Annotated in this window: 10 protein-coding genes; 9 read left to right on the forward strand and 1 reads right to left on the reverse strand. The window is 51.2% G+C overall.

The genetic code is table 11. The annotated features are described in order from the left end of the window. The first annotated feature begins 20 nt into the window (after positions 1 to 20). From nuoE to VIS48_11860, 7 genes are all read left to right on the forward strand, one after another. Positions 21 to 500 carry an NADH-quinone oxidoreductase subunit NuoE gene (nuoE, locus tag VIS48_11830; protein HEY9166842.1) on the forward strand — a complete coding sequence of 160 codons (480 nt, stop codon included), beginning with the start codon at positions 21 to 23 and terminating at the stop codon, positions 498 to 500. Continuing rightward, the gene (gene nuoF, locus VIS48_11835; protein ID HEY9166843.1) at positions 500 to 1810 is read left to right on the forward strand and encodes an NADH-quinone oxidoreductase subunit NuoF; all 1311 of its coding nucleotides are present in this window, start codon (positions 500 to 502) and stop codon (positions 1808 to 1810) included. Before nuoE ends, nuoF begins: the two co-directional genes overlap by 1 nt. Positions 1811 to 1932: 122 nt before the next feature. Next, positions 1933 to 2385 (forward strand): dUTP diphosphatase, encoded by a 453-nt coding sequence (dut, locus tag VIS48_11840; GenBank protein ID HEY9166844.1) that lies wholly within the window; start codon positions 1933 to 1935, stop codon positions 2383 to 2385. Continuing rightward, positions 2385 to 3125 carry a polysaccharide deacetylase family protein gene (locus VIS48_11845; GenBank protein ID HEY9166845.1) on the forward strand — a complete coding sequence of 247 codons (741 nt, stop codon included), beginning with the start codon at positions 2385 to 2387 and terminating at the stop codon, positions 3123 to 3125. The genes dut and VIS48_11845 overlap by 1 nt, the downstream gene beginning before the upstream one ends. A 19-nt stretch (positions 3126 to 3144) precedes the next feature. Beyond that, positions 3145 to 4425 (forward strand): AI-2E family transporter, encoded by a 1281-nt coding sequence (locus VIS48_11850; protein HEY9166846.1) that lies wholly within the window; start codon positions 3145 to 3147, stop codon positions 4423 to 4425. Further along, complete coding sequence (gene rsmI / locus VIS48_11855; GenBank protein ID HEY9166847.1) at positions 4422 to 5105, forward strand: 16S rRNA (cytidine(1402)-2'-O)-methyltransferase; 684 nt, start codon at positions 4422 to 4424, stop codon at positions 5103 to 5105. The genes VIS48_11850 and rsmI overlap by 4 nt, the downstream gene beginning before the upstream one ends. Beyond that, complete coding sequence (locus VIS48_11860) at positions 5086 to 5409, forward strand: DUF4296 domain-containing protein (protein ID HEY9166848.1); 324 nt, start codon at positions 5086 to 5088, stop codon at positions 5407 to 5409. The genes rsmI and VIS48_11860 overlap by 20 nt, the downstream gene beginning before the upstream one ends. On the opposite strand, the gene VIS48_11865 is transcribed toward VIS48_11860, so the two are convergent. Then, a complete protein-coding gene (locus VIS48_11865) occupies positions 5384 to 7987 on the reverse strand; it encodes a RecQ family ATP-dependent DNA helicase (GenBank protein HEY9166849.1) in 2604 nt (867 codons plus the stop codon). The two genes, VIS48_11860 and VIS48_11865, sit on opposite strands and share 26 nt — an antisense overlap. A gap of 412 nt (positions 7988 to 8399) precedes the next feature. Here VIS48_11865 and VIS48_11870 point away from each other — a divergent pair, with 412 nt between their 5' ends. Beyond that, complete coding sequence (locus VIS48_11870) at positions 8400 to 13922, forward strand: right-handed parallel beta-helix repeat-containing protein (protein ID HEY9166850.1); 5523 nt, start codon at positions 8400 to 8402, stop codon at positions 13920 to 13922. A 74-nt stretch (positions 13923 to 13996) separates the two neighbouring features. Continuing rightward, the gene (locus tag VIS48_11875) at positions 13997 to 17155 is read left to right on the forward strand and encodes a cohesin domain-containing protein (protein HEY9166851.1); all 3159 of its coding nucleotides are present in this window, start codon (positions 13997 to 13999) and stop codon (positions 17153 to 17155) included. Positions 17156 to 17393 lie beyond the last annotated feature (238 nt).

The raw sequence follows: 17393 nt of genomic DNA on the forward strand, positions 1-17393 counted from the left end.
TTTGACAGAGAACTGAACAGATGTTTACCGAAGAGAATCTCAAAAAGGTCGAAGAAGTAAAGAAGCGTTATCCGACGACGATGGCGGCGCTGCTACCCGTCCTCTGGATCGCGCAGGAACAGTTCGGCTGGATTTCCGAAGAGGTCATGCATTACGTGGCGGATCTCCTTGCACTTCCGTTCGAACACGTTCTTGGCGTAGTCACATTTTACACGATGTTCAACAGGAAGCCTGTCGGGAAATATCATTTACAGGTTTGTGCCAACGTTTCCTGCATGCTGAGAGGCTCCGACAACCTCGTCGAGTATCTTGAACGAAAACTAGGAGTCCGGACGGGTGAGACCACACCCGACAAGATGTTCACGCTCAGCGAAGTGGAATGTCTCGGCTCATGCGGGACGGCGCCGATGATGCAGGTGAACAACGACTATTACGAGAATCTAACCGCCGCGGAAGTGGACCATATACTCGATCGATTCAGAACTCAGGCACACCGATAATGTCGGAAGAAATCTCAAGCACACTTCTTTACGCGCGTGCAGGCGACCCGTCGCTTCCGAAAGTCATTCTTCCCGAAATCCCGGAGCTGAACAAGATAGAAGTATACGAGAGGAATGGTGGATACGGTGCTCTTAAGAAAGCGCTTTCGATGGAACCGGATGCCGTAACCGATGAAGTCAAGAAATCTGGTCTCCGCGGAAGGGGAGGGGCAGCCTTCCCGACGGGCCTTAAATGGACCTTCATGCCCAAACAAACTCCGAAGCCGAAATATCTTGCAGTCAACGCGGACGAGAGTGAGCCGGGCTCGTTCAAAGACCGCCAGATTCTTGAGTTCAATCCTCATCAGTTGATCGAAGGAATCCTTATCGCTTCGTACGCGATGGGCGCAAGAGCAGCGTACATTTATGTTCGAGGTGAGTATTACAAATGGCTTAAGCTCCTGGAAAAAGCTGTGGAAGAATCATACTCGCACGGATACATAGGCCAGAATATTTGTGGATCGAATTATTCTGTCGACGTTTATGCCCATCGCGGGGCCGGTGCTTACATAAGTGGAGAAGAAACCGGGTTGATGGAATCGCTCGAAGGAAAGCGCGGCTATCCGCGGGTTAAGCCGCCGTTCCCGGCGCAGAACGGACTCTGGGGAAACCCGACTACTGTCAACAACGTTGAAACACTGGCCAACGTACCTGCGATCATCTCGAATGGAAGCGATTGGTTTCTGAGGATCGGAGCGCAAAAGCAACCTGGTACATTACTGTTCGGTGTGAGCGGTCATGTCAATAAACCGGGAGTGTTCGAGCTGCCAACCGGCACATTGCTCACCGACATCATATATAAATACGCCGGCGGAGTGCTCGGCGGCAAGAAGATCAAAATGGTGATCCCGGGTGGGACATCGATGCCGCCTTTGAGAGGTGACCAGATCGAGGGCGTGCGAATGGACGCGGAGTCGCTGAAAAGTGTCGGGAGTGCGATAGGAACCGGCGGCGTCATCGTCATGGATGAAGACACGAACTTGCTCAAGGTGCTCCTTCGGATCACGAAGTTCTACTGGCACGAGTCCTGCGGCCAATGCACTCCGTGTCGCGAAGGGACGGGCTGGATGCTGAAAATTTTCCAGCGATTAAGCGAAGGCGGCGGCAAGCCTCAGGATCTCGACCTTCTCGTGCGTGTCGCAAATAATATTGAAGGCAATACCATCTGTGCGCTCGGAGACGCGGCTGCCTGGCCGGTCAAGTTCACTATACAGCGATTCAGGAAGGAACTGGAGGAAGAAATCTCGCGGCAAGCGCGCAATGCTGCGTGAGTCAATAGAATAGTGAGGCGTTCACGGAGTTCTTTTCCTCGAATGCGGTACCCGCTCGGCCAGGAAGAAGATCGCTCTCGCTGTGTAGCCCCGTGGCGCTGTCTCTTATCAAGGGAGCTGGCGTGGAACAAATCTCTGTAAGAATTTTCAGGGTCTCTGAAGAGTTCAACGATCTTCCTCTCCCATCCTACATGACGGAGGGGGCGGCGGGAATGGATATATTCGCCGCTGTGAGCGAGCCGCTCACGATTCCTTCGATGACCACCGCGCTCGTCCCGACCAATCTGAAGATTGAGTTGCCGCCGGGTTTCGAAGCGCAGATCCGACCCAGAAGCGGTCTGGCTTTTCGCGACAAAGTGGTTATCCCGAATGCTCCCGGCACTATTGACTCGGACTACCGCGGAGAAATCAAGATCATCATGCTTAATCTCGGAAGTGATCCTTTTATCGTTAACCGCGGTGATAGAGTTGCTCAATTGGTCATCGCACAGTACACACGCGTGCGCTGGGATGAATCGGTCTCTCTCGCGGAAACTCGCAGAGGCGAGGGCGGTTTCGGATCGACAGGCAAATAATGCCCATACTTGCGTATCATAAGGTGGACAATAAGTTCGAGTTCGGACTGACGAACGTCCGACCGAAATCCTTTGTCGCCCAGGTAAACGCACTTGTCGAACGGGATTTCCGGATTGTCGGTTCACCTGAAAATGCTCAGAAGAATCCCAAGGAGATCTGTCTGACATTCGACGACGCTTATGATTGCTTTTACAGAAATGTCAATCCCTACCTGACTCTGAATAAAATGAAGGCTGTTGTTTTTGCCATAAGTGAATACGTCGGCCACTCCAATGATTGGGACATTCGTCTCTCGCGGAGATCCTTCTCTCATATGACTGCGTCACAGTTGAGAGAGATTTCCGAACTTGGGTTCGAAGTGGGAAGCCATACGTGCACGCACAGGGATTTGACCGCACTTGATGCTCCCGCATTGAAGAATGAACTTGTGAATTCACGAAAGAGACTGGAGGACATCGTCGGCCGACCGGTCAGATACTTGTCTTTTCCTTTTGGAAGGCATAACGCCGCGGTGGTAGCAGCCGCTCGAGAGGCGGGATACACCGGACTGTTCGGGCTCGGCTCCAGGGTCCGTCCGGGAGTTTTTGAAAGAGTGCCCGTATATAGAATCGATACAGTCGCCTCAACAAGTCGCAAGGCATCATTGAACAGGGCGGAAATCTTCAAAAGTGATTTGATTCATTCATTTGCATACATTTCTGCAATAACTTCTTCATGGCGAACCGGAAAAGACTCGTGAAAATGAAGGGCTGGCTTTTATGACACTGGAACGTTCAGAAGAATCTCGCGTCGAGGGAGAAGAGCTTAAACCAGTTGAAAAACATGACCAGGATTATAGCACGCTCCTGACTTCATTCTTCAAGAAAGGGGAACTTCCCCTCCTCATCGTCGCTTTGCTCCTTCTGGTTGTCCTCGGATATAGCGTTCGCGAAATCTTCAATCCGATTCTCGTTTACCTAGTATTCCTGGTAGCCACCTACCCGCTGAGGCACGAATCCAGAGTCAGGCACATAATTCTCCTCGCTACAATTCTTTTCGGTACTTGGTTCTTCATAGAAGTTTCAAATGCGGTTCTGCCATTTGTCGTGGCATTCATACTCAGCTTCATCTTTACTCCCGTTGTGGATGCGATGGCACGCATCAAAGTTCCCAGGGGAGTGACCATAATCCTGATACTTCTCGTGCTCCTGGGAATACTTGTGGCGCTTTCCATTTTCCTTCTGCCCATGGTGTTTCAGCAATTCCAGACCTTCCTGACGTCGATTCCGACTCTGACTACGGAGGTCAGCAACTCGCTGAACAATCTGGTAAACAAGGGATTCCTCGGCTTCGCGCCGGAGAGCCAGGGCTTGCAACAAGCGATCATCTCCGAGATCTCCACCAGGATCGAAGACGTCACCCGTGCGATTCCCAACGGCATTTTGAATTTCGTCGCGCAGGCGGCGACTGCGTCCACAAAAATGCTAAACCTAGTTCTGGTCCCGTTCCTGAGCTTCTACATCATGAAGGATTTCGGGCTGATCAGGTATAGAGTCAAAATGCTTTTCCCGAGAAGGTACCGGAAGACGGCCTCTGATGTCTACGCAATCGTCGACCGCATACTCGGAAGTTATCTTCGCGGGGCCTTGATGGTCGCGTTCATTAACTCGGTCGTGATCTCGTCACTGATGACTGTGGCAGGTGTGAAGTATCCGTTGGTCATCGGCCTGATTTCGGGCTTGCTGGATATGATACCCTATTTCGGAGTGATCGTAAGTATGTCTGTCGCAGCGTTGATAGCGCTGTTCGGCGATAACCCGGGCTTCCAGGTAATTATGGTACTCTTTTCGTTCCTCGGAATGAACCTGATGGAAACGACAATTCTTTACCCGAAAATAATCGGCTCAAAGATCGGAGTACATCCCGTCCTATTGATTCTCGCCCTTCTTGTCTTTGGGTATTTCATGGGATTCCTCGGGCTCCTCATCGCAGTGCCTGCAACCGCGATACTGATCGGTCTCCGGAAATATTACGAACAAAACCTCAGGCCCGCTCCTTGAGTTCGACGCTATACATCGTCTCCACTCCCATAGGCAATTTCGACGACATAACGCTGAGGGCGCTCAACGTTCTCAAGCAAGTCGATTTTATTATCTGTGAAGAGTTTAAAGAAGGAAACAGACTTCTGCGGTATTACGGTTTCGATAAGCCGCTCGAGGCATTGAACGAGCATAATGAAGCAAGGGATGCAGAAGCGACAGTCGATAGAATAAAAGAAGGTGCGGAGGCGGCACTTATCTCGGATGCGGGCACACCGGTGTTTGCCGATCCTGGCGCTAAGCTGATACACCTCGCTCTGAAGAAAGGCGTCAGAGTCGTTCCAATCCCGGGAGCTTCGTCACTCCTCGCGGCACTCGTGGTCTGCGATTTCAATATCGGTTCTTTTTACTATGCCGGATTTCTTCCGAGAAAACGCGATGAAAGGCAGCAGGCACTGAAGAAGCTGCATTCACTCGGTAGCGTCTCCATTATCATGGAGGCTCCTTACAGGTTTAAAGCGCTCATGGAAGACTGTCTCAAGACCTTCGGTTCCGACCGGCGCGCCGTCGTAGCAATAGATCTGACGATGCCGACTGAAAAGATAATCCGTGGTTCGCTAAGAGAAATTGAAAAGGAATTTTCAAGAACGCCTTTTAAGGCAGAATTTGTCCTGGTCATCGATGGCGAAAAGAAGACTTAGTCTGGTTCTTGCCTCGGCATTGCTTATCGTGTCTTGTGCTCCCAGGTCCCCCATTCCTCACGCGAAATTCGTCGAGCTATATGTGCGGCTCCAGCTAATAGATGCCCGGTATGGAAAGGACCCGCTCATCCAAAAGGCTATGGCAGATTCTCTTCTTAAAGCCTTCAATGTTGACCAGAAGCTCATAGATTCGACCATTGCATGGTACGGTCGGGATCCCGAAAGGCTGCGCTCGTTTTTCGATGATGCTCAAAAAAAGATGGAGGAGCTCCGGAGTTTCAGCCCGAAGCAGCAGAACCGATAAGCTTTGAAACAAGGATCACTTCGGACAATTCACAATCACCAGCGTTCCTTCTTGCTTCCGCGAAGTCCTTCCCTCCGATTAACTCTGATTTGATCCGCGCGAACTTCTTTCTATCTATCAATTTGGCCAGATCAATTTTCAATCCCATTTCCCCGAGTCTCTCGAGCGTCTCGATGACCTCTTGAAGCGACACGGAGAGTGCCTCCGCGATTTCGACCGCCGTTGGTCCCTCAAGGAATAATTCGTATATCCTTCTCTCGCTTTCTGAGAGGTCGTGGCCTTGCACCGGACTGTGATCGAGACAGACCTGCAGGAGCCGCTCGGCTGTGGCCGCCGAATATATGGTGTTCCCGGGAACGCAGCTGTAAATTGTGCCCAATTCGACAGGCCTTTCGTTCGCAATCCTTGCAAGATTGGCATCGGTGCATATTAGGAATACCGGAACACGGAACTCTGCGGCAAGCAATTTCCTCTCATCTCGTAAAGCCTTATGGAGTCCTTCTCTGAATATCCGGATCTCCCGGGTCGGCTTGCTGAATCCATTGACAAGAAAACTCTCGCCATCTTCAGTTATTGAAACTGTCGGTCTGAAGGTCCCGATCTTTGAGAGATAGTTGCGGGCGAGAAGATAGTCGAATGCTGAATAGACTACCTGCGCGGGTATAACAGAAAATATTCCACCAAATTCGATTTGCAGGTCCGAGTGCAGCTTCTTTGCATCTGCTTTGTCTAGAAGCATCCTGCAATAAGTCGTCCGCCCGAACTTTCCATGAGTCTTGCTGACGAGCGCGAGGACTTTCGAATAAATCTCTTGCGGATTGCGGAATGAATCGCCTACCGCACTCTCCGTGAAGTAAGCGTGACTGATAGTGCAGTTGTCGCAATTTCCGCAGCCGTTTTCAGTCTCTCTTGCGCCGAAATATCTCAATACGAAATCAGTCCTGCACGATGTGGCCCTGGCATATTCCACCATCAGGCTGAGACGGCCTTTGGCCTTCTCACGCAGCTTCTCGATTTGTGAAACGTTGATCGGGAGCCTCGAAATCTCGTACCGCGGCGCGAGCATCCGGAAGCTAACTCCTTCCGTCGGGGGTTTGTATTCGAGAATGCCCGATCGGGTCAAGATGGATAGCGTGCGGGATACGCTGGACACTGGTAGTTCAGTCTTGCCGGCCAGGTCGATAAGTGAGATCGGCTGGCGGGCTGAGAACATTGAATTACCATGGACGCGAAGGAGTGCGTCGAGTACGGCATGGCTGTCGCTGGAAGAGGTCCGATCCATCGCGCGCCTGTAGCCCGGCATGTCGAGCTTCGATTGAACGTACGCGTTGCCCGAGATGCTCGGCATAATTTTGATGAGGTTCGCCTGTGTCATGATGCGAAGCACCGAGCTGATTATGCGCGCCGGGAGTTTGGTCGTTTCGGCGATTTGATGGATCGATGCAGTAAGGTATTCCTCTGCCTTGACCCCCACCGGCATCGAGAGCGAGTCGAAAAGTCCCGCATAGACCTTGAAAATCTCTTCTCCCTCAGGATAAAGCGTCTTGATAAAATACTCCTGAATTGATACGTCCCGCTTGTGGTAAAGGAGTATGCACTCGGCGGATCTTCCGTCTCGCCCGGCTCGGCCCGCTTCCTGATAATACGCCTCCAGCGTTCCGGGAATTTCGTAATGGATCACGAATCTTACATTCGGCTTGTTTATTCCCATTCCGAACGCGTTTGTCGCAACCATCACGCGATCGCTTCGAAGGAATGCGTCCTGGGAAGTCGCGCGTTCAGATTCACTCAAACCGGCATGGTACCTGAGCGCGGGAATTTTTCTCGAGACGAGGAATTCATGAAGCTCATCCACGCTTTTTCTTGTCGCTGTGTATATGATCCCGGAACCGGTCTGCCTCTCCGCGTGATTCAGAATCGTTAGTGTCTTATTTGTCTCGACCGAAACCTGGAATGAAAGATTATCGCGATTAAATCCGCGGACATAGACCCTCGGCTCGCGCATTCTTAGTTGAGCGATTATGTCGTCCTGGACCTCCGGTGTCGCCGTTGCCGTAAGCGCGAGTATCGTCGGATTGCCGATCTTTTCGGAGAACTCCGGTATTCTCATGTAATGAGGTCTGAAATCATGTCCCCATTGACTGACGCAATGGGCTTCGTCTACCGCGAGGAGCGATACCCTCACTTGAGAAAGCGAATCGACGAACTTCTTCGCCTCCAGCCGCTCCGGAGCAACGTAAAGCAATTTCACTTTTCCCGCCCGTACAAGCTGCATTCTGGTATGCATCTCGTCCAGCTCCAGTGTGCTGTCGAGTTGCGTTGCGATCAACCCGTTTCTGTTTATCTGCGCCACCTGATCTTTCATGAGACTTATGAGAGGAGTGATTACAATCGTCAAACCGTCCAGGAGCATGGCAGGCAGCTGATAACAAATCGATTTCCCACCGCCTGTCGGCATCACGACAAGACTGTCGAACCCGTTCATCACCGAGTGTATGATTTCAATTTGCCCGGGCCGGAATTCTTTCAAACCGAAAAATTTTTCCAGCCCTTTTTCAAGCCGATCCGTTGATACCATTTAACTAATTTAGTCACCCGCGGATGAAAACAGAAAATCTTCCGCGGCTGGACAAGTCCCATTTCAACGAGACACGTGCATTGATTCACTCACTCCTCAAAGGCAGGAAGAATTGTACTTCAACCTATTGGCGGCTGAAAGAAATCTCAACGTCCCGTCGACTCCTTTTTCAAAGGGTTGGAGAGACTTTTTTGTGCGTTCAGTCATTGCAATAGTCACGTCGGGTGACTTAATTCAAGTGCTATTTCAGGGCAGTCGTGCTGATAGCAGCTTGTTGAGCGGCAATTCAAACTAACTTATAACTGACTTCATTCACCAGGGAGAGATGCAACTGCGTGCATGCCATCCAGGGCGTTTTCCTCTCTTCAATATCAAATCACGGAGTTTACAGTTCTTGAGAAAGGAGCTTAAAATGCGCTTTTTCTACGCTTTCGTTGTGATTTTCCTGCTTGGGGGAATCGCAAACGCACAAACCAATTTGTCCGGGACAATCGGCGTCGACTCTACACTGTCGCTAGCCGGTAGCCCTTACATCGTCACCGGTGATCTGACCGTGAACTCACCGCACACTCTAACTGTAGATTCCGGCGTGGTGCTGCGATTCCAATCGAACACCGGACTGTATGTCCTCGGGCATCTTGATGCGCGATGGGCAACATTCACTTCCAACAAAGATACTGCGGGGGGGAATCCGCAAAGAGGAGACTGGAGCACTATTCAGCTGGGTAACTATTCATACTCCGCGACTGCAACGATCGACACTTGCCAGGTAAAATATTCAGGAAGCAATACTTCGAGCCTTTGTTTTTATAATTCGACTGCCAGTGTAGTCGGGACCTCGGTCTCTATTTCAAACAATCAATGTATCTACTTGCATCAGGGAAGTCTGAACCTTTTCAATTCCACACTTTCCAATGCGAGTCAGCACGGTCTTGTGATGGACGGTGGAACAGTAACTCATTTTGTGTCCACGACTGTTTCATTTTGCCAGTGGCCGATTGTATTGAACGGTACATCTTCACTTCAATTCGACGGCGTTAATAGTTTCAACTCCAATACGAACAGAGGCGTGTTCCTGAATTTCAATGTATGTGGGACGATGACTCTCGATACGCTTTCAATTCCCTATTTCATAAGTCCGTCGTTTAGCGTCGTTAACGGTTCAACTTTTACGGTGTCTCCGGGCGTCGTAATGATGAACGGCGACTTCAGTGTCAACGACAGCTCCAGGATCGTTCTCGACCCGGGAAGCATTTTGAAATTCAACTCCAGTGCCCATTTGTATATCAATGGGGCCCTGATAGCGAACGGTACTCCATCGAACAATATTTATTTCACTTCCTATAAAGATGACAATCAGGGCGGAGACTCGAATGGCGACGGAACGACGTCAGCTCCCGCAATCAACGACTGGGCGGGAGTGGTCTTCAATTCTCAAAGCATCGACGCACTCTGCGTGATGAAACATTGCTGGGTATCTTTTGCGGGATATACAGGAATCGGCGGAATCACCATGTACAACGCGAACCCTACGATCGACAGCTGTGAGATGGAAGACAACCATTTCGGGGCAATGATCCAGGGAACTTCGAGCCCGGTATTCACTAACAACATAATCGGCTCGAGCGAGCTGGTTCCAATTGCAATGTCATTTTCCGCAAATCCGATTTTCAGTAACAATACATTCTCATTTTCAGACAATACGTATGACGCGATCGGAATAATCGGAGAAACGCTTTCGGCCAATGCCGTGTTGCCGATCAGGTCGGTGACGAGCGTACCGAATGTGACGTATCTACTTCTCGGAACCGTGACAGTTCCCCCCGGTGTGACACTTACCATCAATAAGGGAATCGTCATCAAGGGGTATTTCTACGATCAGCGAATCGCTGTTCAGGGGAAACTGGTTGCAAATGCTACTCCGGACAGCATGATAGTATTCACCTCGGCGAAGGACGACAATTTCGGAAATCCTCACGACACGAATAAGGACGGGAATGCAACTGTGCCGGACGTCGGCAATTGGTCGGGTATTGTCTTCGAGCCCGGGAGCGATCCGACATCGACTCTGAACTACTGCAGAATAACCTACGCATCCTTGCAGCCGTATTGGTTATATGTGTACAACGGAACCTATTATTACACAGGTGCAGTCACGATCCTGAACGCGAGTCCGACAATTTCAAACTGCCAGATCGGAAACGCGCAGTATGGTATCTACGCGGCACTTTCTTCAAATCCGACTATCAGTAACAACTCGCTCTTCAATACGCAATCGACTCCTATCGCGATGTCTATATCCGCGAACCCGACTTTCACCGGGAATACCTTTACAAACCCGGGATTAGTCGGACTGGGACTGATCGGCGAAAATGTGGTCTCCAATGGAATAATAAGCCAGAGGACAGTCGCTGGAATAGCAAACATTACTTACGTCCTTCTCGGCAGCATCACAATAAACTCCGGGACAAACGTTACCGTCAACGCAGGAGTCGTAATCAAATCGGGAGGTCCCGGCATCTTTGTGAATGGCGGGTTTAAAGCCAAGGGAACGATCGCGGGCGGACCGGTTACATTCACTTCGTTGAAGGACGATAATGTGGGAAATCCCGGCGACACAAATGGAGACGGTTCTGGTACATCGCCGGCTGCCGGCGATTGGAGTACGATTCGGTACCAGGGAACGAGCAACGATGCGTTTTGTGTCCTCGACAGTTGCGTGATCAAATTTGGTGGAAACTCATCTAGTACGCCGGACAATTCTTATTCAGCCGACTGGGGACTTGTAACATTTACAGATGCCGGAGGCACGATTTCAAATTGCACGCTATTCGGATCCTACAATTTCGGATTGCGACTGGAAAACAGCTCAACTCCGCCGGTAAGCAACGTTTCGATCTCGAGCTGCCGTAGGGATCCCATCGGGATGTCGCTCCTTGCAAATCCCACTTTTACGAACATCACCTTCAGCGCAAACGGAAGCAAGGGAGTCCGCATTCTTGAAGGGACGCTCTCGTCAAATGCCACTCTCGATAAGAGAAGCATCGCCGGCATCAGCAACATCGCTTATATAGTCGACAATTTAATTGTTGGACCTAGCGCAGTCCTTACATTGAAACCGGGCGTCGTTATCAAATTCTCCATCCAGAGTCTGCCACAAAGCAGCATCGTCGTGAATGGTGCTCTCGTTGCCGATGCTACAGCGGCTGAACCGATTATCTTCACTTCGTTCAAGGACGACTCCAATGGCGGCGACACGAACAATGACGGTAACTCAAGCACCCCGGGACCGGGAGACTGGTACACCGTCGACTTCAATGCATCCGGTCTCGACAGTCTGAACTCGCTCATTCACTGTGATTTCAGGTACGGCGGATGGCAGGCATGGTGGGATAGTCACAACTGGGCTGAGTCGAGGATTTTCAATTCGCGAGTAATCGTCGACAGCTGTATTTTTGAAATGTCGCAGACATCAGGACTTGGAATCTATGGAAGTGCACATCCGTCTGTGACCAACACCCAGTTTACAAATATCACTTATACTCCGGTGACGATGAGCATGTTCTCTAATCCGTCATTCTCCGGTAATAATGCTCTCAATGTCGGATACATGGCCCTCGGGATAATTCCGGAGACATTTTCCCTGACTGCTGCCGTACCGCTTAGAGATTTCGGCGGCTATTCGAACATCACATATTATCTGTTCGGTACTTGCACCGTGAACACCGGTACAACTATTACGATTCCGGCGGGCGTAGTGTTCAAAGGCGGTAACTGGCACGTGAACGGGGCATTATCGGTTCTGGGAAATCAACTGCAGCCTGTGGTGTTCACTGATCCCGCGGATGACGCGTTCGGACATCCAGGAGATACGAACGGCGACGGATCTGCGACACTCCCGTCTATATATGATTACTCCTCGGTAACCGGAATTCCCGAGGACAACAGCCGTGTAATCTTCTACGACGTAAGCGTTGACAGTCTCAGCACAATTCAATATGCATTGTTCCGTTACACAGTCAACGGCATTTATCTCCAGCAAGCTTCGCCAGTCATCAACCACTGTACTTTTGAAAGGGACGTTTGGGGTCTGACTCTTAACGGCGTGTCGAGTCCCGCCGTTGATTCGTGCTTGTTCAAAGATCTCAAGTTGACCCCGTTCCAGACTTCCCTCGTATCGTATCCGAGTTCAACATTGGCCGATTCAATATCAGGCACGACTTTCAAGGCAATCGGGATCCTTGGAGAAACACTTGTACAAGATGTCACACTGCCGAAGCGCAATCTTGCAGGGTTCACAAACATTCCGTACTTCCTCCTGAACAATTACACTGTCGCGAGTAACGCTGTCCTCACTATTGCGCCTGGAGTGATTTTGAAATTCTTCTATGGTGCAGGGATCACGATCAACAAAGGGCTCATGGCGGTGGGAGGTTCAGGACCAGACAGCACTATCGTGTTTACAGATTTCAGGGACGATTTTTACGGCGGTGATTCGAACTCCGACAGCACGAACACAAAGCCGACTGATTCCGGCTACTACATATACAATTGGTGGGTCGGAAAAGGTTGGGGAGGAATTTCGTTTGCCGGTGTATCCCTGGATCCCTTGTGCAAACTGACACACTGCGTCGTTCGGAATGCGGGAATCACCTGGGGTTATTACTGGGGAGACTGGTCTGACGGACCTGCTATCACCGTAACTAATGCGAGCCCAACATTCACTTACTGCTCGATGACCGACAATGGTAACGGTATTGTGGCGCTGGGCGCATCGAACCCGGTGGTCAACTACTGCGACATTTTCAACAATCTGGATTATGGAATCCGGAACATAGATCGTTCATTCAATATCGATGCACGCTGGAATTGGTGGGGAAACAATACAGGCCCCACGCATAGCGGGAATCCCGGCGGTACAGGTCAGGCTGTTACGGATTCGGTGAACTACCTGCCGTTCCTCGGAACAGGATCGTCAAATCCGCTTGCCGGCGATGTCAGTCTAAACGGCGCTGTCCAGGCATACGACGCGTCATTGATCCTGAAGTACGTCGTGAATCCAGGCGTGGACACACTGAACGCACTTCAACAGAGCGTCGCGGATGTCAGCGGCGAGATGGGTATTACAGCGTACGACGCATCTCTCGTACTTCAATACGTCGTAGGTTTGATCTCTTCTTTCCCGGCCGAAATCGGAAAAAGTATGAAGAAGCCGGACGCACCTACACAGCAGTTCATCGCTCTTCAGAAAGTATCGGGCGCAAATCTTTCAGTGGATGACGCAACAGCAAACAGGGGAGACTCACTCGTGGTTGCGCTGAAACTGGAGAATGTCGGCGGTATAGGCTCTATGCAGATCGCTCTCAGGTATGATCCGGCAATATTGGCTTTCAAGAAAGCTAGTGCGGCAGAAGTCACGGCGGGCTATTCCATCGCTTCAGGTACCGACGAGAAGAAGGGTGTCGTCAACCTCGCGCTTGCCGGCTCGACTCTACTGACCGATAACGGCACAGTGGCGTATGTCTCGTTCAGAGTAGCGAAGGACGTTCGCGGGATAATTAATTCAACTCTCGATGTGGTCAAGTTCCTCGCGAACGAAACTGACATGACAGATCGCGCGGCATCGGGAAAGATCAAGATCGTTGGAAAGCCGACCACTTATTCTCTCGACCAGAATTATCCTAATCCGTTCAATCCGTCGACGACAATCGGGTACCAGATCCCCGACGATAATTCTCACGTCAGGATGGTAATCTACTCGATTACAGGTCAAGTGGTGAAGGTACTTGTGGACCAGAACCAGGATGCAGGAATTCATAAGATAGTTTGGGATGGCACGAACGAACGCGGGCTTAGAGCAGGCAGCGGTATCTATTTCTGCCGCATCCAGGCCGGCAGTTTCATCCAAACCAAAAAACTGGTCCTCTTGAGGTAATCACCCCGGCAGAGTTTAAGGATGCGCGGACGCCGGTCCGCGTGTCCTGATCTGCCGACAACTACAGGTGGCTTATGAATAAATTTTACAGGTACCTCTTGATCGTTCTCCTCCTGCCCGCTTATTCGGACCTCCTTGCGGGCACGATAGGACTTTCGATACACGATACAACTGTCACGCAGGGAAGATTCGTCGATATACCGATATACGTCGACACGACTCTCAGCGGCCAGAATGTCACTTCATTTCAACTTCAGCTCAATTACTACTCGAGCGGCCTCGCATTCGACAGCGTAATTACCAGCGGGACCCTTGTCCAGTCTCTGGGGTCGGTGACGTTTAACGGAAGAACTGCGGGGCAGGTCAGCATTGCCTTCGCAGGGACCAATCCGTTAAGCGGAATGGGGAAATTGATCTACGTTCGTTTCAGGACAATAGCTGTCTCATACTCTACGATAACATTTTCCGATTCGGCACATGATTTCCTGAACGAGGGAGCACCTCAGGTTGAACTTCAAAACGGCAATATCAATATAATCGCACCACCTTCTATCAATATTTCTCCGACGTCCGCTCTGCTCACGGCGGGGGACAGCCTTCAATTCTGGGCGTCGAACGGAACACCGCCGTATCACTGGTCTTTAACTAACTCAGCGATCGCGACCTTTGATTCAAGCGATATGCTGCATGTGCATCAGGCCGGCTTCACACGTGTCATCGGCTCCGATGCAGGAGGAATCGTCGACACAATTCCGGGCACGATCGAGATTCGCGCGTTCGAACTTAGCCTACACGATACCTCGGTGATGCAGGGACAGACGTTTGACTTGCCGGTTTACACGTCAGACATCGGAGGATTGAATGCCACCGCGGGATCTTTCAGAATGACGTTCAATCAGAATCTGCTGACTCCGATCGGTGTTGTACAGGCCGGCTCGTTATTATCGTCTTATAGTCCGCCCGCCTTCAACAAGAACGTGGCCGGGCAGATGGATATCTCTTTCGCCGGAGCGACCAGTCTAGCTGGCAGAGGAGTCTTGCTTTTTGTTCGCTTCAAGGTTTCTGCGGTCAATAACGGTGGATCTTCCCTCGGCCTCACTAATATTCTTTTGAATGAAAGCACTTCGGGAAACGGGCAGGGAGCGAACTTCAATACCATCTTGCTGGCGAATCTAAATATTCTACCGTCATCCGGCGCGTTAATCGACGGTGATACCCTGCGCTTTCAAGCATCAGGCGGCACTCCTCCATACAGCTGGACGACCAGCGACACCAATGTCGCCCGCATCGACAACTCAGGACTCCTGACTGCCCTCAGAGGAGGATCGGTCGACGTCAAGGCAATTGACACTTACGGAGGGAGCGGTACGGCCGCAGGGATACAGATCTATGACAGCCGGATATCTGTGCACGATACCGTTGCTGTCGCGGGAACAGAAGTCGACGTGCCTGTGTATCTTTCTTCTGTCCGGCCAGGTAATTCATTCTCGAGCTTGCAGACAACTATCGTATACGATACATCGTTCATGCATGCATTGGGCGTGATCAACGCGGGAACTCTGACAGACGGCTGGTCGTGCGTGCCAAGCATATCCGGTAACCATATAACGTTTGCAGCTGCCGGTACCTCCAATATTAATTCTGCCGGAATCCTGATTGTGATTCGGTTCGCAATTCCATCGACTGCCGCCCTGGGAACCAACTCCCAAGTCCAGTTCCAGCAGTTTATGCTCAACGAGGGAAATCCCCGTCCTCTCACGGTAAACGGAACAGTGACAGCTTCGGTTACTCCTCCTTCCGTTCCCTCTCTCCTCAGCCCAGCGAATCTCACAGCAGGCGCTGCGGTCAGCCTGACCCTTTCGTGGTACAGCGCCGCCGGAGCCACCTCCTATACGCTCCAGGTTTCCACGGATTCCACATTTGCATCGACAGTTGTCAATCAGACCGGATTGACCGGGACATCAGATCCGATCAGCGGGTTGACCAATTCCACGAAGTACTTTTGGAGAGTATCAGGAGTTAACAGTGGCGGGCCGAGCGCTTGGTCCGTGGTCTGGAACTTCACGACAATCATTGCGGCACCTTCAGCGCCAGGTCTGAGCGCGCCGGTGAATGGTGCCACCGGTGTTTCCAGAACACCTTCACTATCCTGGAACATCTCATCAGGAGCGGTGACATATAGACTCCAGGTCTCGATGGATCCTTCATTTGCTTCTACCGCCGTAGACACGTCCGGACTCACCTCACTCACGTTCTCAATCGGAAGCGAAATCCTGGCGAATGGTCAAACCTATCATTGGCGTGTCAGTGCGACTAATGGCGGTGGCACTGGCGACTGGTCAGCGGTATGGAGTTTTGTCACTATTGTCGCGGCTCCGCCCAAGCCAGCTCCCGTTGCTCCGACGGACTTAACATTCGGCGTTCGAATTGATCCTACTTTCTCATGGAGTCCGTGCATGGGAGCAACGGGCTACTCGCTCGTCGTGGCGACCGATACCGGCTTCTCGGTGATTGTGTACGACACGACAGGGTTGACCTCAACCTCCGATACCGTCCATGCATTATCGTACCATGAAAGATATTACTGGCACGCCAGGGCGGAGAATGCAGGTGGGTCTAGCCCGTGGTCCGATATGTGGACGTTTGTCACTGTCCTTGCGCCGCCAGTCCTTGGCTCACCACCCGATCTTGCAGAGGATGTTGGAGATACTGTCGAGTTCACCTGGGCCGCCGTCTCTGGAGGTCAATCCTACAGGCTTGTCGTCGCATTCGATACTGCATTTGTCCATACCGCGTTTGATACGGCTTCTGTCCAGGACACTTCGATCCGGCATATCGGTTTCTTGCGCGATACTGTCTATTATTGGAAATTAGTCGCGAGCGACTCGTTCAGCACGGGAGTCTGGTCCGAAGTGCGAAGATTCAGGACTTCGATCGGATTGGGAATCAATGGCGACACTAAAATCCCGAAGACATTTTCCTTGTTCCAGAACTATCCTAATCCTTTCAATCCTGCAACCCAGATCCAGTTTGATGTGCCGAAACGATCGACAGTGACACTTACTCTCCATGATATACTTGGAAGACAGGTCTGCACGATCTGTCAGGGAATGCTCGATGCCGGGAGACACACAGTCAATTTTGACGGGTCTCACCTTTCGAGCGGGATTTATTTCCTCCGCATGCAGGCGGGCAATTTCACCGGAGTCAGGAAATTGGTCATCATGAAATGATGAAAGGCCGTTGTTGAGGAACTCAGGTGCAGTGCCAGTGAAAGTCGGTCGCAGCATTATTTCCCGTTGCCTTCAAGTTGCGGTCCGAGCTACTCCGCCGGAGACGAGTCTTTCCGGAGTGTGCCGTTCGGGAAATGCTCGTTGTAAAATTGCACCGGGTCGGTGATATCGGTGGCGACCGACCCTTTACCCGATTTTGGCCAGGTTGACTTTTAGGCGGTTCATGGTTAGTTTTTCT

The organism is Candidatus Kryptoniota bacterium (assembly GCA_036567965.1).
GTDB lineage: Bacteria > Bacteroidota > Ignavibacteria > Kryptoniales > JAKASW01 > JAKASW01.

Bases quoted from the DNA above. Each gene is read 5' to 3' on its own strand.
- VIS48_11875 (HEY9166851.1), top strand. From the start codon at position 13,997: ATGAATAAATTTTACAGGTACCTCTTGATCGTTCTCCTCCTGCCCGCT.
- VIS48_11860 (HEY9166848.1), top strand. From the start codon at position 5,086: ATGGCGAAAAGAAGACTTAGTCTGGTTCTTGCCTCGGCATTGCTTATC.
- VIS48_11870 (HEY9166850.1), top strand. From the start codon at position 8,400: ATGCGCTTTTTCTACGCTTTCGTTGTGATTTTCCTGCTTGGGGGAATC.
- VIS48_11845 (HEY9166845.1), top strand. From the start codon at position 2,385: ATGCCCATACTTGCGTATCATAAGGTGGACAATAAGTTCGAGTTCGGA.
- nuoE (HEY9166842.1), top strand. From the start codon at position 21: ATGTTTACCGAAGAGAATCTCAAAAAGGTCGAAGAAGTAAAGAAGCGT.
- VIS48_11865 (HEY9166849.1), bottom strand. From the start codon at position 7,987: ATGGTATCAACGGATCGGCTTGAAAAAGGGCTGGAAAAATTTTTCGGT.
- nuoF (HEY9166843.1), top strand. From the start codon at position 500: ATGTCGGAAGAAATCTCAAGCACACTTCTTTACGCGCGTGCAGGCGAC.
- VIS48_11850 (HEY9166846.1), top strand. From the start codon at position 3,145: ATGACACTGGAACGTTCAGAAGAATCTCGCGTCGAGGGAGAAGAGCTT.